The organism is Pseudomonas sp. MF5691, assembly GCF_016405645.1.
Classification (GTDB): domain Bacteria; phylum Pseudomonadota; class Gammaproteobacteria; order Pseudomonadales; family Pseudomonadaceae; genus Aquipseudomonas; species Aquipseudomonas shahriarae.
Genome location: NZ_JAEKDC010000002.1, coordinates 427,152 through 454,011 on the forward strand (window position 1 = coordinate 427,152; position 26,860 = coordinate 454,011).

A 26,860-nucleotide genomic window follows, 5' to 3' on the forward strand; every position below is an offset into this window, starting at 1 on the left:
CCCCAACCGATTCCGGAGTCCCCATGCTCAAGTCTCTGTTTCAACGTCTTTGCGCCCTCAGCCTGGGCCTCGGTGTGGCCTGTGCCGCCCAGGCGCAGCCGACCAAGGTCACCTACCTGCTGCCGGCGCCGCCCAACTCGCCCGCGTTCGCACCGTGGATCATCGCCAAGGAAAAGGGCTACTACACGGCCCAGGACCTGGACTTGACGTTCATCGCCGCCAAAGGTGGCGTGGATGTGGCCAAGCAGATCGGCGCCGGTAACGCGTTGATCGGCGGGGCCATCGGTGACACGCCTATCGTGGTGCGGGCCAATGGCATCCCGGTACGCGCCGTGGCGGTGCTGGGCGACGGCGGCGTGACGATGATCGCCACCAACGCCAAGGACAACATCAACCGCATCAGCGACCTCAAGGGCAAGACCATGACGGTGATGTCGTACTCCGACACCACCTACTACGCCCTGCTCGCTTCGCTGCGCAAAGCCGGGCTGGGCAAGAACGACGTGAACATCCAGGCCGCCGGCCCCGCCGGCGTCTGGCAGTTGTTCTCCGCCAACAAGGCCCAGGCCATGGCCGGGGTGCCGGACTGGGTGATCAATGCCGAGGAAGCCGGGGTGCAGATCAAGTTGATTCCCCAGGACCAGATCTTCGAAAGCATGGCCCAGGCGATTCTCGCTTCCGACGACGCCATCAAGAACCAGCCCAAGCTCGTGCGCGGCGTGATCCAGGGCACCCTGCAAGGCATGCGCGACATCATCCAGGACCCGCGCGCCGCTGCCGTGACCTTCGCCAAGGCGGTACCGGCGTATGCCGGCAAGGAGGACTCGCTGGAGAAGATCTTCAAGCTCTACGTCGAACACGTCTACGCCAAGCAGGCCGTGCTCGGGCACATCGATCCGCAGCACCTGGACAAGGTCCTGCAGTTCTATGTCAGCGAAGGCATCGTCACCCAGGCGACTCCGCTTGAAGACCTCTTCACCAACCAATTCGTCGACAGCCCGGTCGCCGCACAGTGAACCACCGGGACATTGAGGTACGTACACGATGAAAAACAATAACTCCGTGCTCGGTAGCGTCGCGCTGCTGATCCTGTTCCTGGTCCTCTGGCAATGGGGCCCCGGCCTGCTCGGCATGCCCGAGTTCGTCATGCCCAAACTCAGCCGCGTAGCCCAGGAAGGCCTGGTGATGTGGCAGACCGGCGGCCTGCTGCAACACACCCTGATCACCGCGCTGGAGATCGTTGTCGGCTTCGCCCTCGGCGCCCTGCTGGGGGTGGTGATCGGTGTCTCGCTGGGCCTGTCGCCGGCTGCCGAGGCCATGTTGTCGCCGTACATCCTGGCCTTGCAGATCGCGCCGAAAGTCGCCTTCGCGCCGCTGTTCGTGATGTGGCTGGGCTACACCATCTACCCGAAGATTCTGATCGCGATCCTGATCGTGTTTTTCCCGGTGATGATCAACGTGCTCTCGGCGATACGCACCGTCGACCCGGACATGATCAACCTGGTACGCACCATGAACGCCAACCGCTGGCAGATCTTCCGCCTGGTGGAGTTCCCCTCGGCCATGGCCGCACTGTTTTCCGGCCTGCGCATTGCCTCGACCCTGGCCGTGATCGGCGTCACCGTCGGTGAACTGGTCGGCGGCAACCAGGGCCTGGGCTTTTTGCTGGTGGACGCCGAGGGCCAGGGCAATACCGCCGGGGTGTTCGTCGCCATTGTCGCGCTGACCCTGATTGGGGTGATCGCCTACGGCGCAGTGGTGTGGGCGGAAAAACGCGTCCTGCACTACATGCCCAAAGCCATGTTGAGCACCCAATGATGAGCCGCCATGACCTTTTGCTTGCAGGCCGTCGCGTGCTGGTCACCGGTGGCGCCCGTGGCCTGGGCTATGCCTTTGCCCAGGCCATCGGCCAGGCCGGTGCCCGAGTGGTGATTGCCGATGTGCTGCACGAACGTGTGCAGCAGGCCGCCGGTGAGTTGCGGGCGCTGGGCCTGGATGTGCAGGCCGTCACCGTCGACCTGGCCCAACCCCCGTCGATCCAGGCCTGTGTCGACGCGACGATCAGCCTGCTGGGCGGCCTCGATGGCTTGGTGAACAACGCCTCGATCACCAACTCCGGCGGCAAGGGCTGCGAAGCATTGAGCATCGACACCTGGGACCAGGTGATGCAGGTCAACGTGCGCGGCACCTGGCTGATGACCACCGCCTGCCTGCCGGCCCTGCGCGCCAGCGGCCAGGGCGCCATCGTCAACCTGGCCTCGGACACTCCGCTGTGGGGCGCGCCGAACCTGTTGGCCTATGTCGCCAGCAAGGGCGCGATCATCGCCATGACCCGCAGCCTGGCGCGAGAGCTGGGCAGCGACAACATCACCGTCAACGCCATCGCCCCCGGCCTGGTGCTGGTGGAAGCCACCGCCTACGTGCCCGAGGCGCGCCACCGTTTGTACAACGACCAACGGGCCCTGCAACGCCCGCAATTGCCCGAAGACGTCAGCGGCGCCGTGCTGTTCGCGCTGTCCGACCTTGCCCGCTTTATCACTGGACAAACCCTGCCGGTCAACGGCGGGTTCGTCATGCCTTGATCTGGAGACTGTCATGACTGATCTATCTGCCCAAAACGACACCCCGAAAAGCTGGGACCGCCCTGCCGGCGCCAGCCTGGAAAGCTGGATGAGCACGCGCATCGCCCGTTACGAGACGCGCAAGTACGACTGGGATGCCCTGAAGTTCCAGGCTGACTACGACCCCAAGTTCCGCCGCGCGCAAATGCGCTACATCGGCACGGGCGGCACTGGCATCAGCACCGACATGAACACCATCCCGTCGGAGCACTTCACCTTTTCCACCATGGTCATCCCGGCTGGCCATGAAGGCCCGCCGCACCTGCACATTGACGTCGAAGAAGTGTTTTTCGTGCTGCGCGGCAAACTCAAGGTGGTGCTGGAAAAGGACGGCGAGCGCTTCGAGACCATCCTCACCGACCGCGACGTGATTTCCGTGCCGCCCGGCGTGTACCGCGAAGAAATCAACATCGGCGATGAAGACGCGCTGATGTGCGTGATGCTCGGCGCGAAAAAACCGATCACCCCGACCTATCCGCCAGAGCACCCTCTGGCCTCGATCAAGCGCGGGTAAGCCCATGTTGCCAGGACTCACGCACGCCGCTTCGACGGCTGACCTGCAAGCCCAACTGCAGCGCGATTTCCCCCAGCAACGGGTCGCGTCAGCAGGTGGTCAGCAGGCCCTGCGGGTATGCGGCACGGGACCGGCAGTGGTGTTGCTGCACGGCATCGGCTCGGGCGCGGCGTCCTGGCTGCAGGTGGCACAACATCTGGCGGCCCAGGCGCGGGTCATCGCCTGGGACGCGCCCGGCTATGGCGACTCCAGCCCCCTGGAATCGCAAGTACCCAAGGCCGAGCAATACGCCGCGCGCCTGGTGCAGATGCTCGATGCGCTGGAGGTGGACGAGTGCGTGCTGGTCGGCCATTCCCTGGGCGCACTGACCGCCCTGGCCTTGGCCCGCAGTGCCCAGGCCAGACGCGTGAGCCGCCTGGTACTGATCAGCCCCGCTCGTGGCTATGGCGCGCCCGAGCGCAACGCGCAGCGCCAGCAAGTGCGCCAGCAACGCCTGGACAACCTGCAACGCCTGGGCATCGCCGGGCTGGCCGAGCAGCGCAGCGCCCACATGCTCTCGCCCAGTGCCCAGCCCCAAGCGTTGGCCTGGGTGCACTGGAACATGGCCCGCCTGAACCCGCTGGGCTATCGCCAGGCCATCGAACTGCTGTGCGGCGACGACTTGCTGCGCCACGGCCAACCTGCAATGCCCTGCGAGGTGCATTGCGGCGAAGCCGACAGCATCACCCCACCCGACACCTGCCTGGGCGTGGCCAAGGCCCTGGGTGCCAGCTTCAACCTGATCGCCGACGCAGGCCATGCCAGCCCCATCGAACAACCGCTGGTGGTTGCCGGTCGCCTGGCCTACGCCCTCAAACAATCCCTGACAGGTAGAACCCTATGAACGACTCAGATCTGCTGAAGGATGCTCAGGACAAATACATCGTGCCGGGCCTGGAGCGCGGCTTGTTGCTGCTCTGCGAGTTCAGCCGGCGCAACCGGACCCTGACCGCGCCGGAACTGGCGCGGCGCCTGGCGCTGCCGCGCTCGACGATTTTCCGCTTGCTGACCACCCTGGAAACCATGGGCTTCGTCACCCGCAGCGGCAACGAATACCGCCTGGGCATGTCGGTGCTGCGCCTGGGCTTCGAGTACCTGGCGTCGCTGGAGCTGACCGAACTCGGCCAGCCACTGCTGGCCCGTTTGTGCGACCGGGTTAACTACCCGAGCAACCTGGTGGTGCGCGACGGGCGTTCCATCGTGTACGTGGCCAAGGTGTCGCCGCCTTCGGTGTTCTCCAACGCGGTCAACGTCGGCACCCGCCTGCCGGCCCATGCCACGGTGCTGGGGCGCATCCTCCTCGAAGACCTGTCACTGGCCGAACTGCGCGAGCTGTACCCCGAGGAGCACCTGGAACAGCACTCCCACTGCACCCCGAAAACCGTGATGGAGCTGTTCGACATGCTCCAGGCCGACCGCCAGCGCGGCTTTGTCAGCGGCGAAGGGTTCTTTGAGTCGGCGATTTCCACAGTGGCCGCGCCCGTGCGCGACCAGAGCGGCGACATCGTGGCCGCCCTCGGCGTGACCATCCCGACCACGCAGATCGGTCATGTGAATTTTGAGGAGCTGCTGAACCAAGTGCGGCGCAGCGCCGACGAGCTGTCGCGCCTGCTCAACTACAACGGCGGCGCCCACAGCGGGCAGCCCCGCGTCACTGCCTTGATGAGAGATTGAGATGAGCCTTTATTCATTGCAGGGCCGCACCGCAATCGTCACCGGAGGCTCCTCGGGCATTGGCCTGGCATGCGTCGAACTGCTGCTGGAAGCCGGTGCGGCCGTTGCGTTTTGCGGCCGCGATGCAGAACGCCTGCGCCGTGCCGAAAGCGACCTGCGCCAACGTTTCCCGCAAGGCCAACTGCTGGCCCAGGTGTGCGATGTGCTCGATGGCGAATCGGTCAACGCCTTTGCCAGCGCCAGCCAGGCCGCGCTGGGCGCCGCCAGCGTGCTGATCAACAACGCCGGGCAAGGCCGGGTCTCGACCTTTGCCGACACCACCGACAGCGCCTGGACCGAAGAGCTGCACCTGAAGTTTTTTTCGGTGATCAACCCGGTCCGCGCCTTCACGCCGCAGCTGCAAAGCCAGGCCGACGCCGCGATTGTCTGCGTCAACTCACTGCTGGCCAGCCAGCCGGAACCGCACATGGTCGCCACCTCCGCTGCCCGCGCCGGGATCAAGAACCTGGTGCGCTCGATGGCCACCGAATTCGCCCCGCAAGGCATCCGCGTCAACGGCATCCTGATTGGCCTGGTGGAGTCCGGGCAATGGCGCCGCCGCTTCGAAGCGCGTGAAGAACGCGACCTCGACTGGGCGCAATGGACCGCCCGCCTGGCCCAACAAAAACATATTCCCCTGGGGCGCCTGGGCCTGCCGATTGAAGCGGCCCGCGCGATCCTGTTTCTGGCCTCGCCTCTGTCGGCTTACACCACAGGCAGCCATATCGATGTCTCTGGAGGCCTGTCCCGCCATGCGTAATGAAAACACTGTCACCGTGGGCGCTGCCATCACCGCCTTTCTCGAACAATGCGACGTCAAGGCCGCGTTTGGCGTGATCTCGATCCACAACATGCCGATCCTCGATGCCTTCGCCGTGCGCGGCAATATCCGCTTTGTCATGGCCCGGGGTGAAGCCGGCGCCGCCAACATGGCCGACGCCTATGCCCGCACCACCGGTGGCCTGGGCGTGTGCCTGACCTCCACCGGCACTGCCGCCGGCAATGCGGCTGGGGCCATGGTTGAAGCGCAGACTGCCGGCACCCCGGTGCTGCACATCACCGGGCAGATCGAGACGCCGTACCTGGACCAGGAACTGGCGTATATCCACGAAGCCCGCGACCAGTTGAACATGCTCAAGGCCGTGTCCAAGGCGGCCTTCCGCGTGCGCAGCGTCGAGACCGCCATCAGTACCCTGAAGCTCGCGGTGCAGACCGCGCTGACCGCGCCCACCGGCCCGGTCAGCGTCGAGATCCCGATCGACATCCAGTCGGCCTTTATCCCAATGCCCACCGACCTGTCGCCACTGCCGATCCCAGTCGCTGTGCCGGCACCGGAAGCCCTCGACCTGGTGGCCGCGCGCCTGGCCAGTGCCAAACGCCCGATGCTCTGGCTCGGCGGCGGCGCGCGGCATGCCGGGGCGCAGGTCAAGCGCCTGCTGGCGATGGGCGTGGGGGTGATCACCTCGACCCAGGGTCGCGGCGTGGTTAACGAAGACGACGAACGTTGCCTGGGGGCCTTTTCGCAGAACAAGCGGGTCGAGCAGTTCCTGCAAACCTGCGATGCACTGCTGATCGCCGGGTCGCGCCTGCGCAGCAATGAGACCTTCAAGTACGCGCTCAAGCTGCCGCAGAACACGCTGCGCATCGACGCCAACCCGGCCATCGAAGGCCGCAGCTATGCCAGCGAACTGTTTATCTGCGGCGACGCGGCCCTGGCCCTGGAAGGGTTGGCTGACCGCCTGGAAGGCCGCCTGCACACCGACCCGCAGTTCCTCGCCGAACTCAAGGCCGTGCGTGAACAGTCGCGCAGCCAACTGGTGGCGGACCTGGGCCCGTACTCGGCGATGGTCGAGCAATTGCAGGCCAGCACCGGGCGCAACTTCTCCTGGGTGCGCGATGTGACCCTGTCCAACAGCATCTGGGGCAACCGCCTGCTCAACCTGTACCACCCACGCGCCGGGGTTCACGCCTTGGGCGGCGGTATTGGCCAGGGCCTGGCGATGGGCATCGGTGCCGCGGTGGCAGCCGCTGAAACCGCGCCCGAGCGCAAGGTGTTTGCCCTGGCGGGCGATGGCGGTTTCATCCTCAACCTGGGTGAGCTGGCGACCCTGGTCCAGGAGCGCGCCAACCTGGTGATTCTGCTGATGAACGACCAGCGCTACGGGGTGATCCGCAATATCCAGGACGCGGTCTACGGCAGCCGGCATTGCTATGTCGACCTGCACACCCCGGACTACACCAAGCTCGCCGAATCCATGGGCCTGCGCCATGGCCTGGTCACCGACCTCAAGGATTTCGGCAAGGTGGTTGACAGCGCCTTGAGCCAGCCCGGCCCGTTCCTGCTGGAAGTGGACATGCTCAGCGTGGGCAACTTCGCCACCCAGTTCGCCGGCCCGCCCAACAGCGAAACCAAAGCCCAGAAGGCCACCGCCTGAGGATCGTCGCATGTTGCATATCACCATGATCGGCTGCGGCGCCATTGGCGTCGGCGTGCTGGAGCTGCTGGAGAACGATCCGCAGTTGTGCGTGGATTACGTCATCGCTTCCGAGGGCTCCGAAGCCCTGGTGCGCCAGCGCCTGGCCAGTTTCAAACAACCGCCGCAGGTGCTGACCGCCTTGCCGGCCGATACGCGCCCGGATTTGCTGGTGGAGTGCGCCGGCCACCGCGCCATCGAAGAGCATGTGCTGCCGGCCCTGGAGCGTGGGATTGCCTGCCTGATTGTGTCGGTCGGCGCCTTGTCCGAAGTGGGCCTGGTGGAACGCCTGGAGGCCGCCGCCGAGCGCGGCAAGACCCGCATCGAGCTGCTGCCCGGGGCGATTGGCGGTATTGATGCGTTGTCGGCGGCCAAGGTCGGCGGCCTGGACTCAGTCAACTACACCGGGCGCAAGCCAGCCCGCGCCTGGAAGAACACTCCCGGCGAGCAGGCTTGCGACCTGGACAGCATCCGCGAAGCCACGGTGATCTTCCAGGGCAGTGCCCGTGAGGCCGCACGGCTGTACCCGAAAAACGCCAACGTTGCGGCCACCCTGTCCCTGGCCGGGCTGGGCCTGGATCGCACCCACGTCACGCTGATCGCCGACCCCCACAGCGACGAAAACGTCCACCACTTCGAAGCCCGTGGCGCCTTTGGCCGTTTCGAGTTGAGCCTGCGCGGCAAGCCGCTTTTGGCCAACCCCAAGACCTCGGCGCTGACCGTGTACAGCGTGGTCCGTGCCTTGGGCAACCACGCCCATGCCATCTCAATTTAGGAGCCCGTCGATGACCCTCGAACAGACTTTACCGATCTGCATCGCCGGCCACTGGCGCCTGGGCCGTGGCGAGCGCTACGCCAGCCGCTACCCGGCCACTGGCGAGGCCGTGGCCTGGCTTAACGCTGCCGATTTGCAGGATGTGGAAGACGCCATCCAGGGCGCGCACCAGGCCTTCCTGCACAGCGGCTGGGCCCAGCGCAAACCCCATGAGCGGGCCGGTGTGCTGTACCGCATCGCCGAGCTGATCCGCCTGCACAGTGAGGAACTGGCGCAGCTGCAACGCCAGGACAACGGCAAGCCGATCAATGAAACCCGTGCGCTGGTGGCCAGTGCGGCCGGCACTTTCCAGTTCTTCGCCGCCGCCTGCGAAACCCTGGAAGAAACCATCACCCCGTCGCGCGGTGATTTCGTCAGCATGAGCGTGTATGAGCCGATGGGCGTGGTCGCCGCGATCACCCCGTGGAACTCACCGATTGCCAGCGAGGCGCAGAAGGTCGCGCCAGCCCTGGCGGCGGGCAATGCGGTGGTGATCAAACCGGCGGAAATCACCCCGCTGCTGGCCCTGCGTCTGGCCAGTCTGTGCGAAGAGGCCGGCCTGCCCAAGGGCCTGATCAGCGTGCTGCCCGGCAAGGGCTCGCTGCTGGGCGACGCCCTGACCCGCCACCCGCTGGTCAAGCGCGTGTCGTTCACCGGCGGCACCCGCACTGGCAAGCACATCGCCCATATCGCCGCCGACAAGATGATGCCGGTGTCTTTGGAGCTGGGCGGCAAGTCGCCGACCATCGTCCTTGATGACGCCGACCTCGACCACGCAGTGGCGGGCGTGCTCTACGGCATTTTCAGCTCCTCGGGCGAGGCCTGTATTGCCGGCTCGCGGCTGTTTGTCGCGCGCGCCCTGTACGAGCCCTTTATGCAACGCCTGGTAGCCGCCGCCGCGAACCTGCGCATGGGCGACCCGGCCGACGAAAACACGCAGATGGGCCCGCTGATCAGCGCCGGCCATCGTGAATCGGTGGAACGTTATGTCGCCCTCGGCCTGGCCGAAGGCGGGCGCCTGCGCCTGGGCGGGCAGCGCCCCAGCGGTGGCCTGTATGACCAGGGCTACTTCTACCCGCCGACCATCCTTGAGGGCCTGCACAACCAACAACAGGTATGCCAGGAAGAAATCTTCGGCCCGGTGCTGGTGGCCATGCCCTTCGACGACGAAGAGCAATTGCTGGAGCAGGCCAACGACAGCCTGTACGCCCTCGCGGCAGGCATCTGGACCCGCGACTACAAGCGCGCCTGGGCCCTGGGCCGGCGCTTGCAGGCCGGCACCGTGTGGATCAACACCTACAAACAGTTCTCGATTTCCACACCGTTCGGCGGTTGGCGCGACAGCGGCCTGGGCCGCGAAAAAGGCCGCCTGGGGATCCTGCAATACATGGAACAGAAGAGCCTCTACTGGGGCATGAACCAACAGCCACTGGCCTGGGCCGGTGTGCCACACGAGGTAGCGTGATGAGCGTTTTAGGTATTGATGAAGTCACCTATGGCGTCGAGGACCTCGACACCTGCGTGCGTTTTTTCAGCGACTGGGGCCTGACCCAGGTCAGCACGCAACCCGATGAGGTGATCTTCGAGACCCTCAATGGCTGCCGCGTAGTGCTCGCCGACCTGAACAAACCCGGCCTGCCGCCCGCCATCGAGGCCGGCTCCACCGTGCGTGAAGTGGTGTGGGGCGTGGCCGACGCGGCGGACCTTGCGCTGTACGCCGAACGCATCGCCAACGACCCGGGGTTTGTCGAAGGCAACGGGCGCATCGGCTGCACCGACCCCAACGGCCTAGCGATCCGCCTGCAAGTCACGCGTAAGCGCGAGCTGGAGATCGAGTGCAGCGGCCACAACACCTGGCAGACCAAGGGCCGGATCAACAAGGCGGCGCCGATCTACGAGCGCGCCACGCCGATTGAAGTCGGTCACGTGGTGTTTTTCGTCAAGGACGTGAACGCCTGCGAAGCCTTCTACCACGAGCGTTTCGGCTTCCAGGCCTCGGACCGCTATCCGGATCGCGGGGCCTTTTTGCGCACCGCCGAGGAAGGTGGCCACCACGACCTGTTCATGCTGCAACTGCCGGCGCCACGGGCGGGACTGAACCATGTGGCCTTTACCGTGCGCGATGTGCACGAGGTGTTTGGCGGTGGCATGCACGTGTCCCGCAGCGGCTGGCCGACCGAGATCGGCCCTGGGCGTCACCCGGTGTCTTCGGCGTTTTTCTGGTACTTCAAGAACCCCGCCGGCGCGCTGGTGGAGTACTACGCCGACGAAGATCAACTGACCGGCGAATGGCAGCCACGCACCTTTGAGCCGGGCCCCACGGTGTTCGCCGAATGGGCAATTGCCGGCGGTATCGACGGCAATACCCGGCGCCAACAACACGTCGAGGCGCCGCAAGGCAAGTTCCTCACCGACAAACCCAAATCCTGAGCAGGAGTCGCCCATGCCTTCCCTGAATATTGCTATCGCCGGTGCCGGTATCGGCGGCCTGACCGCCGCCATCGCCCTGCACCGCGCCGGTCACCAGGTCACCGTGTTTGAACAGTCCAAGGCCTTTTTGCGGGTCGGCGCCGACATCAACCTCACCCCCAACGCGGTACGTGCGCTGGATGGCCTGGGGATTGGCGCCGCCGTGCGCATCCCGGCCGCCCGGCCGACCCATCGCATCAGCCGGATGTGGGACAGCGGCGAAGAGACTTCACGCCTGGAAATGTCCGACGCCGCCGAGCAAAAGTACGGCGCCCCGCAACTGACCATCCACCGCGCCGACCTGCTGGCTGCCCTGGCCGAAGTGTTCCCGTTGGAGCAGGTGCAATTCGCCAAGCGCGCCGAGCGGGTTGAGCACACTGACGACGGCATCTGCCTGCACTTCAAGGACGGCAGCCAGCACCGCTGCGATGTGCTGATAGGCGCCGACGGCATCCACTCGGTGGTGCGCAACGCGCTGTTTGGCGAAGAGCACCCGCGCTTTACCGGGGTGGTGGCGTACCGCGCGGTGGTGCCGGCCGAGTTGGTGGCCCATGTGCCGAATATCCAGGCCTTTACCAAGTGGTGGGGCCCCAACCCGCAGAGCCAGATCGTTACGTTCCCGCTCAACCAGGGCAAAGATATTTTTATCTTCGCCACCACCGCCCAGGACAGCTGGCACGAAGAATCGTGGACCAGCGCTGGCGATGCCGACGAGCTGCGCAGCCACTATCAGGCGTTCCACCCCGACGCCCGCGCCCTGCTGGATGCGTGCAGCGATGTGCTCAAGACCGCGCTGTATGAGCGCGACCCGCTGCCGTTCTGGTCCAAGGGCCCGATCACCCTGCTGGGCGATGCCTGCCACCCGATGATGCCGTTCATGGCCCAGGGTGCCGGCCAGGCCATCGAGGATGCGGTGGTGCTCGCCCGTTACCTGCAAGACCTCGACAGCCCGTCCCAGGTCGCCGCGGCCTTGCAGGGCTATCAGCAGGCGCGCCTGGAACGCACCAGCCAGATCCAGATCGGCTCGCGGGGCAACCAGTGGCTCAAGGACGGCGGCAACGCCGATTGGGTCTATGGCTACGACGCCTGGACCATCCCCACCCAAAGCGCGGCCTGAACATGAGCGACAGCTTGCTGGTGACCGTGCTGCTCAAGCACGACCAATCGAAGAACCTGGAAGACATTCAGCGGCATATGAAGCAGCAGGATTGGTGGGAGCGTTTTCCACCGCAGGGCGTGGAGTTGGTGAGCTGGACCGTGGCCATGGGCCTGGGCCAGATCGTCACCCTGCGCTTGCCGCCGAGCCTGCTGCCAGCCCTTAACGTCGAGCTTGAGCGCTCGGCGTGGGGCGTGTTCAGCACTGAAGTTTTCCCGACATACGACTTTATCCCCGTGCGCGAAACCATCCGCGAACGGGTACGCAACGGAGGTCAATGACATGAGCACTACCGAACGCTTCCTCGAGCCCCATCAGGCGCGCAAACGGCCCAATACCCAGTTTGAAGAGCTGCTGGGCGACTCCATCGAACGCGCCTTCGGCAACGGCGTGACCGAGCTGCCGGCGCTGCTCGCCCACCTCAACCTGGCCGGCCCGCCCTGCCCGCTGACCAGCGGCGAGTGGACGGCAGATGCCTATCAAACCCTGATGGCCCGGCTGGGCGAATGACCCGGCAGAAGGAATAGAACAATGACTATGCAATTGACCGTCGACCCTGTTGAAAACCATCTGGCCAATGGCCTCAAAGACCTCTGGTTCCCGGTGTTGCCTTCGGACCTGTTGGGGGAGAAGCCGGTGTCGGTGCGCCGCCTCGGCTACAAGATCGCCCTGTGGCGCGACAACGATGGCCGCGTACACGCCCTCGAAGACCATTGCCCCCATCGCGGCGCGCCGCTGTCCCAGGGCCCGGTGCTGGGTGATCGCCTGCAATGCCCGTATCACGGCGTCGAAGTGCGCTGTGACGGCACCGTGACCAAGGTGCCCGGCAGCCCCGGCTGCAAACTCGAAGGCAGCCGCCCGACCCGCATGTTCCATACCCGCGAAGCGGCAGGCGCGATCTTTTTGTTCAATGCCACCGACGCGCATTTAGAGACCCCGCCGGAACTGGTGCTGCCCGAGCAACTGACCTCGCCGGAGTGGAGCAGCTTCGTCTGCTACACCGAGTGGAAAGGCGACTACCGCTACGTGATCGACAACGTCATGGACCCGATGCACGGCACCTACCTGCACAAGATGTCGCACTCGATGAGTGAAGGCGAAGCCACCGCCAAGTTCGTCACCCGCGACACCGACAACGGGTTCTTCTTCGAGAAGGAAGGCCAGCGCGGGGTGAACTTCGACTGGACCGAGTTCATGGACAACGGCTGCCATTGGCTGCGCCTGGAAATCCCCTACCCGAAAACCGGCGGCCCGGGCGGCAACTTCACCATTATCGGCAGCTACACGCCGAGCAGCCGCGCGCTCTCGGCGGTGTTCCACTGGCGCTGCCGACCGCTGACCGGCTGGCAGCGCGACACCTGGCGCTTCCTTTACAAGAACCGCCTGGAAGCGCGGCACTGGGCCGTGCTGGAGCAGGATCGGGTGCTGCTGGAATTCATGGAGCCGGACGCCAACCAGCGCGAAAACCTCTACCAGCACGACCTGGGCGTGGTGCGCATGCGCCGTTACCTGAAAAACGCGGCCAAGGCCCAGCTTGAACTGATCGACGCGAAGCAACTGCCATGAACGCGGTCGTGGTGGCGCCCGCCGGGGCCAGTTGGTCGAATGCGCTGCTGATCGGCCGCGAAGTGGTGATGTCGGGGATGACCGCGCACCCCGCCAGCCGCGAGGCCCCCCTGGATTGCTACGCCCAGACCCTGGTGGTGCTGGGCAAGATCCAGGCGCTGGTGACGGCGGCCGGCGGGCACGTGGGCAATATCTACCGGCTGACGGTGTACCTCACTGATATCGCCGACAAAGACCAAGTGGGCCGCGCCCGACGGGATTTTTTCGCCGGGCAGGCCGTGTTTCCCACGTCCACCCTGGTGGCCGTCAACGCACTGGTGTTTCCTGAACTACGGGTCGAGATCGAGGCCAGTGCCCAGCTCGATGTCGACCTGCGTACCGTCACAGAGGTGAATGATGTCTAAGCCCTCCCTGCTCAATGCCCGCGTGCATACCCTGCGCTATGAAGCCGAAGGCATCATCAGCGTGGAGTTTCGGCCGTTGGGCGATACCGTGTTCCCGCCGTTCGAGGCCGGCTCGCACATCGACCTGCACCTGGCCAACGGCCTGGTGCGCAGCTACTCGCTGCTCAACTCCCCCAGCGACCAGGGGCGCTACACCGTGGGCATCCTGCGTGACCGCAACAGCCGCGGCGGCTCGGAATATGTGCACAGCCAACTGCGGGTCGGCATGCCGCTGTCGATCTCGGCGCCGCGCAACAACTTCGCGCTGGACCTGAGCGCCAGCCACAGTGTGCTGGTGGCCGGTGGCATCGGCATTACCCCGATCTACTGCATGTTCCGCCAGTTGCTGGCCCAGGGAAAATCCGCCGAGCTGATCTATTGCGCACGCTCGCGCCAGGAAGCGGCATTGGTGGAAGCCTTGAACGGCCTGGATGCGCGGGTGGTGTACCACTTCAACGACGAGAAAGGCGTGCCGCCGGACCTCGCCGCCTACCTCGCTGGCCAACCGGCAGATACGCACTTCTACTGCTGCGGGCCGACGCCGATGCTGGATGCGTTCGAGGGCACCTGTGAGCGCCTGGGTTATCCCCATGCCCATATCGAGCGCTTTACCGCCGCCGAACTGCCGCCCAGCGAAGATGCCCAGAGCCGCTATAGCGTGGAGCTGAAAAAGTCCGGCAAGACGCTGTCGGTGGAGCCCGGTTTGAGTTTGCTGGATGTGCTGCTTGAAGCCGGTTGCGACATTGACCACAGCTGCCGCGAGGGGGTGTGCGGCTCCTGTGAAACGCGGGTGGTGGAAGGCGAGATCGACCACCGCGACGGGGTACTGACCAAGGCCGAGCGTGCGGCGAACACGTCGATGATGGTGTGCGTTTCGGGCTGCAAGAGCCGGCGCTTGGTGCTGGACCTTTAGTCTGCATAGGCTCGGTGGTGGGGCTGTTGTGGCGAGGGGGCTTGTCCCCTCGCCACGATGTCAGGCAGACCATCTATCGAGTAAATAAGTAGGCAACTTATTATTCACCCGTAAAACACAAAATTGCCCGTTTCATTGGCAGCGTGCAATAAAGACGCACCTATCCCGAGCAACTTTGTTACCGCACTTACAGGTTGTTTCATGGGTTATACAAAGCGCTTTGTTTCCCATATAAACAATTGTTTTCAAGCAGGTTTTTATAAAACCCCAGTAAATACGCCGCCTGGCACACTTCCTGCTCTACCCCTGTGCATTCACTGATTAAACGGCGTTTCGCCGATAAAACAATAATAACCAACACTTAAACCCGGTAAGACCCGCTCCCTCCTTAGTTGCCTTTAAAGGCAAGCGGACGAGTGTTGCCGATTACCCGGTAGAGAGGTCTCTATGAAGCGTGTCTTGTGTGCAGGATTGATGTTTGCCAGTTTCAGCAGTTTCGCCGCAGAACCCATCCCTTCCGAACCGGTGCGGGCCAACGCCGCCAATAAACCATTCCCGCATATTGCCTGGCGCAGTGAGGCCGGCGACGCCAGCCTGGATATCGGTGGTGCGCTGCGTACCAACTATCGCGACGAGCATTGGGACACCACCGAGAACAATGGCCGCTTCCTCTTCGACACGTTCCGCCTGGACGTGCAGGCCACCTACAAGAGCCTCTATAGCGATATCGGCTACTGGTTCCAGGACGACGGCAAGCGCTCCATCGACCGTGGTTTCGTCGGCTATCGGCTCAATGCCAACTCCAACGTGCAACTGGGAGCGCCGTTCAAGCCGTTTGGCCTGGAGCCGTATCCGCAATTTGGCTGGAGCTACCACCTGCCGTTTTTCATGGGCTATGCCTCAAGTGCCGGCACCGGCCTCAAGTACAGCTACAAGGACCAGGACTGGGACGTGCAACTGGGTTTCTTCCCGCGCATGTTGCCCAGCGACCTTCGCTACTCGCCTGAAGTCGGGCGTTACGCCGACCTGAAGGACAATGCGATTGCCGCGATCCAATCGCGCCAGGACAACGAGAAGCGCAACCAACTCAACGCCCGCGTAGCGCGGACCTTCAACAGCGATGGCTGGAAAACCGAGATCGGCGCCTCGCTGGCCACCGCCCAGTTGTACAACGCCACCACCCGGGACGACGGCGACTACTGGGCCGCCGGTGTACACGCCATCATCAACAAGGGGCTGTGGACCGTTACCAGCCAGGCCATCCGCTACGAATACGACCCTGAAAACCCCACCGGCGTCAGCAAGGACTCGGTGCTGATGGGCGGCAACGGCCTGCCCCCCGCGTACCTGATCGCGTCCAAGGCCACCCTCGCCTCGATCAACCTCGGCTATGACGTCTACACGCCGACGCTGGGGCAGTTGAAGAAGGTCAAGTTGTACACCGACTACAGCCGGATGATGAAAGACAAGAGCGCCTGGGATGATTCGCAGATGTTCACCGTGGGCGCGCAGTTCCTGGCGATGCCGGTGATGGCCTGGGTCGACTTTACCTGGGCGCGCAACGCCAACCCCTATGGCGGGGCCGAGAATGGCAGCGGCTTTACCAATACCAGCTCGGTGGGCAGCAACGAGTGGTATTACCGCACCAACGTGAATATTGGTTACTACTTCTAACCAGGCAACAAAAATCAACGGTGGGAGCTGTTGAGCCTTGGCGAGGTTGCGATAGGCATGAGTATCTACACGACTTGCTCTTTTTTGGTTGTGGGGTGTGAGTACATATCCATTGCTGCGGTCATGGCCACTTAGGGTTCCGCCCTTACGGCGGCTCACTTTGGAAGAGCGCCAAAGTAAGCAAAGCGCTCTTGCCCCACCACTCGGTGCCTCGCCTAGGCTCGGCATGCCCGCAGTCAGGCATTGCTCCGTGGGCCCGCCGCGATCGGCCATCCATGGCCGTGTCGCGGCTACCCCGGCATCCATGCCGGGGTGCCCACTGCGCAATACCTGCCTGCGGCCATCGTGGTTTAACGGGGCGCCTGAGATCAAAAGCCAGATCAAAAGCAGAGCAACAGCAAAGCAACAGCAGAGCCAGAGCGCGAAGCTGCATTCCCTGTGGGAGCTGGCTTGCCCGCGATGACGGTGTATCAGTCGATAAATCTATTGGCTGACCTGCCGCCATCGCAGGCAAGCCAGCTCCCACAGGGGGCCGCGCACGCCTGGACGATCAGGTCGGCTGTCAGGCCGCCTCGCTTTGCTTGTGATTTTGATCTTAGGCGCCCCGTTAAACCACGCTGGCCGTCATCCGATATTGATTTGGGGGGTAACCCGGCAGGACGCCGGGTTAGCCGCGCTGGGCCATGGATGGCCCATCGCGGCGGCCCCCCAAATCAATGTCGGATGACGGGCACACCGAGCCTAGGCGAGGTGCCGAGTGGTGGGGCAGGAGCCCTTTTGGTTACTTTTGGGGCTCTTTTCCAAAAGTGACCCGCTGTAAGAGCGGAACCAATAGCCGCCGTAACCCCAGCAACGGATATGTACACAAACCCAATAAGCACCAGAGAAAAGAGTTGTGTAAAGACTCATGCCTATCGCAACCTCGCCAAAGCTCAACAGCTCCCACATTAGGTCAGTGTGACGCTCGACCATTCCTCGCTCAATTGCGCTGCTTGCAGACGGCTGGCGCACACCTAGGTATAGTGCCGCCCCTCTTCGCATGCACGATCGTCAGCCGCATGCGAACGCCGAACTAATAACAACCCGCGACATGGAACCGGGACGAGCCCTCGCCCCACCTATCGTGCTGTCTGCGAAATGGTGTGGAGTCGAGCCGTCCGGCTTTTGCCTTTACAGAAAACAGCGAGGAATACTCCATGCTAGAAGTCATCAACGACTTCCTCTCAGGAAAAGTACTGATCGTGCTCATTGTCGGGCTCGGTGGTTACTTCACGATCCGCTCGCGTTTCGTTCAGTTTCGTCACTTCTTTCATATGTTCGCGGTGTTTCGCGACAGCCTGAAAAGCAGTGCCGGCCAACTCAGTTCGTTCCAGGCGCTGATGCTCAGCCTGGCCGGACGGGTGGGTGCCGGTAACATCGCCGGGGTCGGCATTGCCGTGACCCTGGGCGGCCCGGGCGCAGTGTTCTGGATGTGGGTCACCGCGCTGGTGGGCATGTCTTCGAGCTTTATCGAGTGCTCCCTGGGCCAGCTCTACAAACGTACCGACGCCGAAGGCACCTACCGTGGCGGCCCGGCCTATTACATCCAGCACGGCCTGCAAAAACGCTGGCTGGGGATGGTCATGGCGTTTCTGCTGCTGGTGACCTTCGGGTTCGCCTTCAATGGCCTGCAAGCCCATGCCGTGACCCACTCGCTGAACAACGCCTTTGGCTTCGACACCACCTACACCGGCCTGGCGCTGGCGGTGTTGCTGGGCCTGGTGTTTATCGGCGGGATCAAGCGCATTGCCTCGATTGCCGACCTGCTGGTACCGGTCAAGACCCTGGTCTATATCGCCGTGACGGTCTACGTGATCGTGCTGCAATTCGACCAGGTACCGGCCATGCTCGCGACCATCGTCAAGAGCGCCTTTGGCCTGGACCAGGCCTTCGGCGGCCTGGTGGGCAGCGCGATCATCATGGGTGTGAAGCGCGGCGTGTTTGCCAACGAAGCGGGCCTGGGCAGCGCGCCCAACGTGGCAGCCGTGGCCTCGGTGGAACACCCGGTCGCCCAAGGTGTGGTGCAAGCGTTCAGCGTGTTCCTCGACACCTTCATCATCTGCACCTGCACCGCCCTGCTGATCCTGCTCTCGGGCTTCTACACCCCAGGCTTTGAAGGCGACGGCATTGCCCTGACCCAGAACTCCCTGGCGGCGGTGGTCGGTGACTGGGGCCGGATGTTTATCTCGGTGGCCCTGGCGTTGTTCGTGTTCACCTCGATCATGTACAACTACTACCTGGGCGAGAGCAACCTGCGCTTTTTGGTGGGCAACAACCGCAAGGTGCTGATCGGTTATCGCGCGCTGGTGCTGGTGCTGATCTTCTGGGGTTCGATCGAGAACCTGAGCACCGTGTTCGCCTTCGCCGACATCACCATGACCATGCTGGCGTTCGTCAACCTGTTCGCCCTGGCGTTCCTGTTCAAGATCGCTATGCGCATCCTCAACGACTACGACAGCCAGCGCGCGGCGGGCATCAAGACCCCGGTGTTCGATTCCAGCCAGTTCCCTGACCTGGACCTGGACCGCAAGGCCTGGCCGGCCAACCCGGTGCAGCCGGAGCCAACGGCTCAAGCGACTGCTGAACTGAACGCCCAAGTGCAACGCTGAGCCTAGATAGATGACACGCCGCCCGGCCTTGGGCATGCTCTGGGCCCGGCGGCGTTTTTCGTTCAGGAGATTCTTCGATGTCCAAAGCTAACACCATCATGGTGCTCTACACCGGCGGCACCATCGGCATGCAGGCCAGCGCCAACGGCCTGGCGCCCGCTTCGGGCTTTGAAGCGCGCATGCGCGAACAGCTTGCCCACCTGCCAGCGCCAGCCTGGCGCTTTCGGGAAATGTCGCCGCTGATCGACAGCGCCAATATGACGCCCGCCTACTGGCAGCACCTGCGCAGCGCCGTGGTCGAGGCTGTGGACGAGGGCTGCGGTGGCGTGCTGATTTTGCATGGCACCGACACCCTGGCCTACAGCGCGGCAGCCATGAGTTTCCAACTGCTGGGCCTACCGTCGCCCGTAGTGTTCACCGGTTCAATGCTGCCGGCCGGCGTGCCTGACAGCGATGCCTGGGAAAACGTCAGCGGCGCCCTGGCAGCGTTGGGCGAAGGCCTCGCGCCCGGCGTGCACCTGTACTTCCACGGCGCACTGATGGCGCCGACCCGCTGCGCGAAAATCCGCAGTTTTGGCCGTCATCCCTTTGCTGCACTGCAGCGCAACGGTGGCGTGGCCAAGGCCCAGGCCCTGCCCGCCGCCCTGGACTACCGCCAGCCCAAGGCCCTGGCCAATGTCGGTGTGTTGCCGCTGGTGCCGGGCATTGATGCCGGGCAACTGGACGCCCTGGTCGCCAGCGGCATCCAGGCGCTGGTGCTCGAATGCTTTGGCAGCGGCACCGGGCCCAGCGATAACCCGGCGTTCCTCGCCAGCCTGCAGCGCGCGCTGGATCGGGACGTGGTGGTGGTCGCAATCACCCAATGCCATGAAGGTGGCGTGGAACTGGACGTGTATGAAGCGGGCAGCCGCTTGCGTGGGGTCGGCGTGTTGTCCGGTGGCGGCATGACCCGCGAAGCCGTGTTCGGCAAGCTGCAAGCCCTGCTCGGCGCCGGGCTGCCCAACGACGCAGTACGGCGTCTGGTCGAACTGGACCTGTGCGGTGAACTGAGCTGAGCGGCATATAACTTGCTCCACTTCCAGCCATCCCCTGGCTGGAAGTTCCCATGCTGCACTCCCACCTCACCACCCTCAATGCCGTTTCCCTGGTGCTCAGCACCTTCAAGGCCGAAGGCTTGCCCGCCGAAGCGCTGCTGGCCGGCAGTGGCATCTGTGCGGCGGACTTGAGCCGCGCCGACACACGCATCGCCACGCACCAGGAAATGCAGGTGTGCGCCAATGCCGTGGCCTTGCAGCGTGATATCGGGCTGATCGTGGGGCGACGGATGCACGTATCGGCCTACGGCATGCTCGGCTATGCGCTGCTCACCAGTGCCACTTTCGGTGACGCTTTGCGCCTGGCCCTACGTTATCCGGCGCTGTTGGGAACACTGTTCGAGCTGAGCCTGGAGCAAGACGGTGAGCGTATCTGGTTCACCGCCAGCGATTACCGCGAAAGCCCGGCACTGACCGCCTTCAATGTGGAGCTGTGCCTGGGATCGCTGAAGGTAATCTGCGACGACTTGCTCGGCCACCCGCTGCCGCTGCTGGGTGCGCGCTTTGAGCATGCCGCGCCGGATTATCAGGCGCGCTACGCCGAGTGTTTCGACTGCCCGCTGCAATTCCAGGCCACTGCCAATGCGTTCGCCTTTGACCAACGCTGGCTCGCCCAACCGTTGCCCCTGGCCGACACGGTGACCCACCGGGCAATGGCCGAACGCTGCCGCAAACAGAACACCGAATTCACCGGGCGCGAGGCCTGGCTGGGGCGAGTGCGCCAGTTGCTCGCGGCGCAACTGCACGCCGCCCCCGGGCTGGATGGCCTGGCCCAGCAGATGAACTGTTCACCCCGCACCCTGCGCCGGCACCTGCATGACCTGGGCTGCAGCTACCAGGAACTGCTGGACGAACTGCGCTTTGAGCGCGCCAAGCAACTGTTGGCGCAAGACCAGTGGCCGATCTACCGCATCGCCGAGCAGTTGGGTTTCAGTGAGACCGCGAGCTTCCGGCATGCCTTTGTACGCTGGAGCGGTGTAGCGCCGAGTCAATTTCGAGCATGACGCCCCATGTAGGGGCGAATTTCGGACAGACAATTTGGCCATATTTATCCCCTTTTGGCCGCTCCTGCCGTTCTCCAAACCTGCGTACACCGCAACACTGCAAGGCATCCCAACCTGCCTGCGGAGAACAATAAAAATGCTGACGATCTACTCGGACGATCACCACCTGCACCATGGCCGTTGCGAATTGATGGACGGCCAGTTGATGCCCTGCTTCGAAATGCCTTCGCGCGCCGACCATGTGCTGCAACGGGTCAAGGACCGTGAACTAGGCCCGGTGCAAGCGCCGCAGGACTTCGGCCTGGCGCCGCTGCAACGTGTTCACAGCCGCGACTACCTGGAGTTTTTCAAAGGGGCCTGGCAACGCTGGACGGCCTTCGGCCAGGACGGTGACCTGCTGCCCTACACCTGGCCCGCCCGCACCCTGCGCCGCGTATTACCCACCAGCCTGCATGGCCAACTGGGCTATTACAGCTTCGATGGCGGTGCGCCGATCACCGCCGGCACCTGGCAAGCCGCCTACAGCGCAGCGCAGGTCGCGCTGACCGCACAACACGCGATCCAAAACGGTGCCCACAGTGCCTTCGCCCTGTGCCGCCCGCCGGGGCATCATGCCGCCAGTGACTTGATGGGCGGTTATTGCTACCTCAACAACGCCGCCATCGCCGCCCAGGCCTTTCTCGATCAGGGCCACAAAAAGGTCGCGATCCTCGATGTCGATTACCACCACGGCAACGGCACCCAGTCGATTTTCTATGAGCGCAGTGACGTGCTGTTCACTTCGATCCACGGGCATCCGGAGGCAGAGTTTCCGTTTTTCCTCGGCTACGCCGATGAGCTGGGCGACGGTGCCGGTGAAGGCTTCAACTTCAACTACCCACTGCCGGCCGGTTCCGCCTGGGACACCTGGAGCGCCGCACTGGAGCAGGCCTGCCAGGCAATCGAAGGCTATGGCGCGGACATCATCGTCGTGTCCCTGGGCGTCGACACATTCAAGGACGACCCCATCTCGCAGTTCAAGCTCGACAGCCCGGACTACCTGGCCATGGGTGCGCGCATCGCTCGCCTGGGCAAGCCGACGCTGTTTTTGATGGAAGGCGGCTATGCGGTGGAAGAAATCGGCATCAATGCCGTCAACGTTCTCGAAGGTTTTGAGGGGGCTGCCCAATGAACATGCTCAAGTCGCTTGTGCTCTGTGCCGCCGTGCTGAGCACCGCCGCCCACGCCGAAGAAAAAACCCTGCGGGTCTATAACTGGTTCGACTACATCACCCCCAAGGCCCTGGACGACTTCAAGGCCCAGAACCCGGCGATCAAACTGATCTACGACATCTTCGACACCAACGAGGCCCTGGAGGCCAAGCTGCTGACCGGCAACTCCGGCTACGACGTGGTAGTGCCGTCCAACGTGTTCCTGGCCAAGCAGGTCGAGGCCGGGGTGTTCCAACCCCTGGACCGCAGCCAGTTGCCGAACTGGAACCACCTCGATCCCAAGCTGATGCAGTTGATTGAAGCCAACGACCCGGGCAATAAATTCGCCGTGCCCTATATGTACGGCACCATCCTGATTGGCTTTAACCCGGACAAGGTCAAGGCCGTGCTGGGGGCCGACGCGCCGGTGGACAGCTGGGACTTGATCTTCAAGCCCGAGAACATCAGCAAGCTCAAGCAATGCGGGGTCGCGCTGCTGGATTCGCCATCGGAAATCCTGCCCCTGGCCTTGCAGCACCTGGGCCTGGACCCCAACAGCAGCAACCCCAAGGACTATGTAAAAGCCGAAGCGTTGCTGATGAAGATCCGCCCCTCCATCACCTACTTCCACTCCTCCAAGTACATGGCCGATATCGCCAACGGTGACATTTGCGTGGCCGTCGGCTACTCCGGCAGTTTCTCCCAGGCGGCCAACCGCGCCAGGGAAGCCAAGAACGGGGTGATTGTCGACATGCGCCTGCCCAAAGAGGGCGCGCCGATCTGGTTCGATATGCTGGCCATTCCCAAGGGCGCGAAAAACCCGCAGGACGCCTACACCTTTATCAATTACCTGCTGCAACCCCAGGTCATTGCGCCCATCAGCGACTTTGTCGGCTATCCCAACCCGAACAAGGACGCAACCGGGCTGGTGGACCCGGCGATCCGCAACAACCCTAACCTGTACCCGACCGAGGCGGCGATGGCCACGCTCTACACCCTCAAGCCGCTGGCCCGTGACGCCGAACGCGCCAGGACCCGCGCCTGGACCAAGATCAAGTCCGGGACCTGAGCAATCATGGCCGGGGAGCACCCTCTCCGGCCCCGGCGGCGCCTCACCGAAAGCGATCGGCTCCCAGATCAACCCACCTGCCAGGCCTTGCGCAGCCGCGCCAGGGCCTGGGCGATAGCCGCTTCGGGCACGGCGGCAAACCCCAGCACCAGGCCGGCGCGCTGGGCCGGTGCCGAGTGGGTGTCGGGCAGCCAATAGCTGCTCAGGGCGTTGATTTCTACATCCGCTGCCAGGGCCTGGGCGACTAACTGCGCCTCACGGGCCAGGCTTTGCACCCGTACCGTGAGGTGCAAGCCTGCCGCGACACCGGGCAGGCTACCCACGCCAGGCACGTCGTCGGGCCAACCGGCCAGCAAGACATTGCGACGACTCAAGGCGGCGCGGCGCATGCGCCGGATGTGCCGCTGGAAGTGCCCCGCTGCCATGAACTCGGCCATCACCGCCTGGGTGCTGACCTCCGAATGCCGTACGTCCACGGCGCGCCGCTGGGTGAAGGCGCTCACCAAGCCCGGCGGCAGCACCAGATAACCCAGGCGCAACGCCGGGAACGCGACTTTGCCGAAAGTCCCCACATAGAGCACCCGATCACTGCGATCCAGGGCCGCCAGCGGTGCCAGGGGCGCGCCGCTGTAACGGTACTCACCGTCGTAGTCATCCTCGATGATCCAGCCGCCCGTGCGCTCGGCCCAGGCCAGCAACTCCAGGCGCCGGGCCAGGCTCATGACCACCCCCGTCGGGTACTGGTGGGAAGGCGTGACATAGGCTAGGCGGCAATCGTTGAGCGCGTTCAATGCCGTGCAGTCGATGCCCTCTGCGTCCACCTCCACGCCCTGGAGTTTTGCCCCGGCATTGGCAAACGCATGCCCTGCCGCCCGGTAGCCGGGATTTTCAATTGCCACGCTATCCCCAGGGCCCACCAGTAGCTGTGCACAAAGGCTGATTGCCTGTTGCGCGCCGCTGGTGATCACAATTTGCTCAGCGGTGCATTGCATGCCTCGCGAGCTGCGCAAGTAAGCCGCGATCAGCCCACGCAATCGCTCATCCCCCGCCGGGTTGCCGTAACACAGTTGTTGCAGGTCAGGCTTGCGCCAAAAAGCCGCATTCAGCTTGGCCCAGACGTCAAACGGGAACAGATCGAAGGCCGGTACACCGACACGAAAAGCCCGTGGAGGGCCACTGGGTGGCAGCGGTAAATGGTTGTTTTCCAGACGACCCAGAGCGGGACTGTGGATAACTTCACTGGATAAATTCCCAGTTATATTTGCGGGTTTTGTGGATAAGGCTGGGGATAAGCCTGTTGATAACCCTGTGGACACTTTTGTGGATAATTTTTTTGTGCCCGGGTCGGTGGTGGGCAATTGCGCCACATAGGTCCCATCGCCCACCCGTCCTTCGATAAAGCCTTCGGCATACAACTGATCGTAGGCCCGCACCACGCTGTTGCGGGAAATCGACAACGCCGCCGCCAGATCCCGGCTGGCGGGCAGCCGGGTCCCACTGGCCAGCCGCCCATCCAGCACCCGCTGGCGCAGGGCCTCGTACAGCTGGCGTGTCAGGCCCTGACGGCGATCCAGCTCAATACCCGCAGGGTTGAATGACATGGGCGACATATTGGACCTATGAAATTGGCCTGAGATGGCTCTTACAACAGACCATTAGCCTGCCTAGGATGCAGGCATTCGCCAAGGAAAATATTTATGTACACGCCTCGCGCCTTTGCCCTCGACGATTTGCCCGAACTGCAGCAACTGATCCGGCACACGCGCCTGGCGCAGTTGGTGACCTTTGGCGAGCACGGCCTGCAGGCCAGCCATTTGCCGCTGCTGCTCAACCCCGATGAAGGACCCAATGGCACCCTCTACGGCCATCTGGCCAAGGCCAATCGCCAGTGGCAAGACCTGCAGAACGGCAGCGAGGCCCTGGTGATTTTTGCCGGTGCCGAGGCCTATGTCAGCCCAGGGTTTTATCCGGCCAAGGCCGAACACGGCAAAGTGGTGCCCACCTGGAATTACCTGGCGGTCCACGCCTATGGCCAGGCCGAGGTGTTCACCGATGCCGAGCGCCTGCTCACACTGGTCAGCGCCCTGACCGACCGCCACGAAAACGGGCGCGCCCAACCGTGGAAAGTCAGCGATGCTCCGGTGGACTACATCGACGGCATGCTCAAAGCCATCGTCGGGTTCGCCCTGCCGATCCAGCGCCTGCAAGGCAAGCGTAAGCTCAGCCAGAACCGCAGCGCGGCGGATATCGCCGGCGTACGCGAAGGGCTGGCCGCAAGCTTTGACGTGCGTGACCAAACCCTCGCCCGATTCATTCCCAAGGAGCCCTTATGAGCCAGATCGACATCCGCCGGGTGCAAGCCGCCGACCACGCTGCCTGGTTGCCACTGTGGCAGGCCTACCTGCGCTTCTACGACACGCAGTTGCCGGACGCCGTCAGCACCAGCACCTGGCAACGCCTGCTCGACCGCAACGAGCCGACCCATTCGGCCCTGGCCTGGCAGGACGGCAAGGCGGTGGGTATGGTCAACTTCATCTATCACCGCTCCAACTGGAGCATCGAAAGCTCCTGTTACTTGCAAGACCTGTTCGTGGACGCCGCCCAGCGCGGTGCCGGAGTTGGTCGCAAATTGATCGAATTCGTCTACACCACCGCCAAGGCCGAGGGGTGCTGCAAGGTCCACTGGTTGACCCATGAGACCAATGCCACTGCGATTGCGTTATACGAACGCATCGCCGAACGTCCCGGCTTTATCCAGTTTCGCAAAGGCCTTTAAGGAGCACAGCATGTCGACCTCACTCGCAGACTGGAAAGGCGCCCCGGCGCCCACCGCCCAACTGATCGAAGGGCGCTTTATCCGCCTGGAAAAACTCGACCCGGCCCGCCACACCGATAGCCTGTGGCAAGCCCTCCAGGGCCCCGGTGCCGACCCCAAGCTGTGGGACTATTTGCCCTACGGCCCGTTTACCGAGCGCGCCGCTTTTGATGCGTGGCTGAACAACCATGCGGCCAATAGCGATCCGTACTTTTTCAGCGTGATCGACCGCGCCAGCGGCGACGTGCAGGGCATCCTCAGCCTGATGTCGATCGTCCCGGCCCAGGGCCGCATCGAAATCGGCCACGTCACCTTCGGCGCCCCAATGCAGCGCTCACCGAAAAGCACCGAGGCCGTGTATCTGCTGGCCCGGCACGCGTTTGAGCTGGGCTACCGGCGCCTGGAATGGAAGTGCAACAACGGTAACGCCCGCTCCAAATACGCAGCCGAGCGCCTGGGGTTCAGTTTTGAAGGGGTGTTCCGCCAGCATATGGTGGTCAAGGGGCAGAACCGCGACACGGCGTGGTACTCGATCCTCGATGGAGAGTGGCCGAAGGTCGGCGCCGGGTTTGAGGCCTGGCTTGGGGAGGCTAACCAGACGGCCGATGGACAGGCGAAAACCCTGACTGAATGCCGGGGCTGAC

The 26,860-nt window shown here is 63.8% G+C and carries 27 protein-coding genes; 26 read left to right on the forward strand and 1 reads right to left on the reverse strand.

What is annotated here, in order from left to right:
* Window positions 1-23: 23 nt before the first annotated feature.
* From JFT44_RS04680 to JFT44_RS04790, 23 genes are all read left to right on the forward strand, one after another.
* A complete protein-coding gene (locus JFT44_RS04680; protein WP_198830393.1) occupies window positions 24-1,016 on the forward strand; it encodes an ABC transporter substrate-binding protein in 993 nt (330 codons plus the stop codon).
* 28 nt (window positions 1,017-1,044) lie between these two features.
* Window positions 1,045-1,818 (forward strand): ABC transporter permease, encoded by a 774-nt coding sequence (locus tag JFT44_RS04685; protein ID WP_057440547.1) that lies wholly within the window; start codon window positions 1,045-1,047, stop codon window positions 1,816-1,818.
* Window positions 1,818-2,582, forward strand: a complete 765-nt coding sequence (locus JFT44_RS04690) for an SDR family oxidoreductase (protein WP_198830394.1) — start codon at window positions 1,818-1,820, stop codon at window positions 2,580-2,582. The genes JFT44_RS04685 and JFT44_RS04690 overlap by 1 nt, the downstream gene beginning before the upstream one ends.
* A 13-nt stretch (window positions 2,583-2,595) precedes the next feature.
* Window positions 2,596-3,135, forward strand: a complete 540-nt coding sequence (locus JFT44_RS04695; protein ID WP_029289969.1) for a cupin domain-containing protein — start codon at window positions 2,596-2,598, stop codon at window positions 3,133-3,135.
* A 4-nt stretch (window positions 3,136-3,139) separates the two neighbouring features.
* Window positions 3,140-4,018, forward strand: a complete 879-nt coding sequence (locus tag JFT44_RS04700; RefSeq protein WP_057440548.1) for an alpha/beta fold hydrolase — start codon at window positions 3,140-3,142, stop codon at window positions 4,016-4,018.
* Window positions 4,015-4,848 carry an IclR family transcriptional regulator gene (locus JFT44_RS04705; protein WP_057440549.1) on the forward strand — a complete coding sequence of 278 codons (834 nt, stop codon included), beginning with the start codon at window positions 4,015-4,017 and terminating at the stop codon, window positions 4,846-4,848. The genes JFT44_RS04700 and JFT44_RS04705 overlap by 4 nt, the downstream gene beginning before the upstream one ends.
* A 1-nt stretch (window position 4,849) precedes the next feature.
* Complete coding sequence (locus JFT44_RS04710; RefSeq protein ID WP_115129302.1) at window positions 4,850-5,647, forward strand: SDR family oxidoreductase; 798 nt, start codon at window positions 4,850-4,852, stop codon at window positions 5,645-5,647.
* Complete coding sequence (locus JFT44_RS04715; protein WP_057440551.1) at window positions 5,640-7,322, forward strand: thiamine pyrophosphate-binding protein; 1,683 nt, start codon at window positions 5,640-5,642, stop codon at window positions 7,320-7,322. The genes JFT44_RS04710 and JFT44_RS04715 overlap by 8 nt, the downstream gene beginning before the upstream one ends.
* Window positions 7,323-7,332: 10 nt before the next feature.
* Entirely contained in the window at window positions 7,333-8,136 is an 804-nt protein-coding gene (locus tag JFT44_RS04720; RefSeq protein ID WP_057444232.1) for an aspartate dehydrogenase, read from the forward strand.
* 10 nt (window positions 8,137-8,146) lie between these two features.
* Window positions 8,147-9,640 carry an aldehyde dehydrogenase gene (locus JFT44_RS04725; protein ID WP_057440552.1) on the forward strand — a complete coding sequence of 498 codons (1,494 nt, stop codon included), beginning with the start codon at window positions 8,147-8,149 and terminating at the stop codon, window positions 9,638-9,640.
* Window positions 9,640-10,605 carry a VOC family protein gene (locus tag JFT44_RS04730; RefSeq protein WP_115129304.1) on the forward strand — a complete coding sequence of 322 codons (966 nt, stop codon included), beginning with the start codon at window positions 9,640-9,642 and terminating at the stop codon, window positions 10,603-10,605. Before JFT44_RS04725 ends, JFT44_RS04730 begins: the two co-directional genes overlap by 1 nt.
* A gap of 13 nt (window positions 10,606-10,618) precedes the next feature.
* Window positions 10,619-11,761 (forward strand): FAD-dependent monooxygenase, encoded by a 1,143-nt coding sequence (locus tag JFT44_RS04735; protein WP_057440554.1) that lies wholly within the window; start codon window positions 10,619-10,621, stop codon window positions 11,759-11,761.
* Window positions 11,762-11,763: 2 nt separating this feature from the next.
* Window positions 11,764-12,081 (forward strand): hypothetical protein, encoded by a 318-nt coding sequence (locus JFT44_RS04740; RefSeq protein ID WP_057440555.1) that lies wholly within the window; start codon window positions 11,764-11,766, stop codon window positions 12,079-12,081.
* Window position 12,082: 1 nt separating this feature from the next.
* Window positions 12,083-12,310, forward strand: coding sequence for a recombinase-like helix-turn-helix domain-containing protein (locus JFT44_RS04745; RefSeq protein ID WP_034116488.1), 228 nt, complete (start codon window positions 12,083-12,085; stop codon window positions 12,308-12,310).
* Window positions 12,311-12,331: 21 nt separating this feature from the next.
* Window positions 12,332-13,366, forward strand: a complete 1,035-nt coding sequence (locus JFT44_RS04750) for an aromatic ring-hydroxylating dioxygenase subunit alpha (protein WP_057440556.1) — start codon at window positions 12,332-12,334, stop codon at window positions 13,364-13,366.
* Window positions 13,363-13,770, forward strand: a complete 408-nt coding sequence (locus JFT44_RS04755; protein ID WP_057961195.1) for a Rid family hydrolase — start codon at window positions 13,363-13,365, stop codon at window positions 13,768-13,770. The genes JFT44_RS04750 and JFT44_RS04755 overlap by 4 nt, the downstream gene beginning before the upstream one ends.
* Complete coding sequence (locus JFT44_RS04760; protein ID WP_057440558.1) at window positions 13,763-14,722, forward strand: PDR/VanB family oxidoreductase; 960 nt, start codon at window positions 13,763-13,765, stop codon at window positions 14,720-14,722. Before JFT44_RS04755 ends, JFT44_RS04760 begins: the two co-directional genes overlap by 8 nt.
* A 447-nt stretch (window positions 14,723-15,169) precedes the next feature.
* Window positions 15,170-16,396 carry a hypothetical protein gene (locus tag JFT44_RS04765; protein ID WP_198830395.1) on the forward strand — a complete coding sequence of 409 codons (1,227 nt, stop codon included), beginning with the start codon at window positions 15,170-15,172 and terminating at the stop codon, window positions 16,394-16,396.
* A 1,196-nt stretch (window positions 16,397-17,592) separates the two neighbouring features.
* Complete coding sequence (locus JFT44_RS04770) at window positions 17,593-19,044, forward strand: sodium:alanine symporter family protein (RefSeq protein WP_198830396.1); 1,452 nt, start codon at window positions 17,593-17,595, stop codon at window positions 19,042-19,044.
* Between the two features lie 77 nt (window positions 19,045-19,121).
* Window positions 19,122-20,099 (forward strand): asparaginase, encoded by a 978-nt coding sequence (locus JFT44_RS04775; protein ID WP_120734359.1) that lies wholly within the window; start codon window positions 19,122-19,124, stop codon window positions 20,097-20,099.
* Window positions 20,100-20,149: 50 nt separating this feature from the next.
* The gene (locus JFT44_RS04780) at window positions 20,150-21,142 is read left to right on the forward strand and encodes an AraC family transcriptional regulator (RefSeq protein ID WP_057440561.1); all 993 of its coding nucleotides are present in this window, start codon (window positions 20,150-20,152) and stop codon (window positions 21,140-21,142) included.
* 136 nt (window positions 21,143-21,278) lie between these two features.
* The gene (locus JFT44_RS04785; protein ID WP_198830397.1) at window positions 21,279-22,313 is read left to right on the forward strand and encodes a histone deacetylase family protein; all 1,035 of its coding nucleotides are present in this window, start codon (window positions 21,279-21,281) and stop codon (window positions 22,311-22,313) included.
* On the forward strand, window positions 22,310-23,401 hold the full coding sequence (locus JFT44_RS04790) for a polyamine ABC transporter substrate-binding protein (protein ID WP_057440563.1): 1,092 nt from the start codon (window positions 22,310-22,312) through the stop codon (window positions 23,399-23,401). The genes JFT44_RS04785 and JFT44_RS04790 overlap by 4 nt, the downstream gene beginning before the upstream one ends.
* Window positions 23,402-23,469: 68 nt before the next feature.
* Here the strand turns inward: JFT44_RS04790 and JFT44_RS04795 are convergent, their stop codons facing one another.
* A complete protein-coding gene (locus JFT44_RS04795) occupies window positions 23,470-25,011 on the reverse strand; it encodes a PLP-dependent aminotransferase family protein (RefSeq protein WP_186625684.1) in 1,542 nt (513 codons plus the stop codon).
* A gap of 87 nt (window positions 25,012-25,098) precedes the next feature.
* On the opposite strand from JFT44_RS04795, the gene JFT44_RS04800 reads away from it, so the two are divergent.
* From JFT44_RS04800 to JFT44_RS04810, 3 genes are read left to right on the forward strand one after another with little or no spacing between them, the layout of a single operon-like run.
* Entirely contained in the window at window positions 25,099-25,734 is a 636-nt protein-coding gene (locus JFT44_RS04800) for an FMN-binding negative transcriptional regulator (RefSeq protein ID WP_057961201.1), read from the forward strand.
* Window positions 25,731-26,177 carry a GNAT family N-acetyltransferase gene (locus JFT44_RS04805; RefSeq protein ID WP_057440565.1) on the forward strand — a complete coding sequence of 149 codons (447 nt, stop codon included), beginning with the start codon at window positions 25,731-25,733 and terminating at the stop codon, window positions 26,175-26,177. Before JFT44_RS04800 ends, JFT44_RS04805 begins: the two co-directional genes overlap by 4 nt.
* 10 nt (window positions 26,178-26,187) lie before the next feature.
* A complete protein-coding gene (locus JFT44_RS04810; RefSeq protein WP_057961202.1) occupies window positions 26,188-26,859 on the forward strand; it encodes a GNAT family N-acetyltransferase in 672 nt (223 codons plus the stop codon).
* Window position 26,860 lies beyond the last annotated feature (1 nt).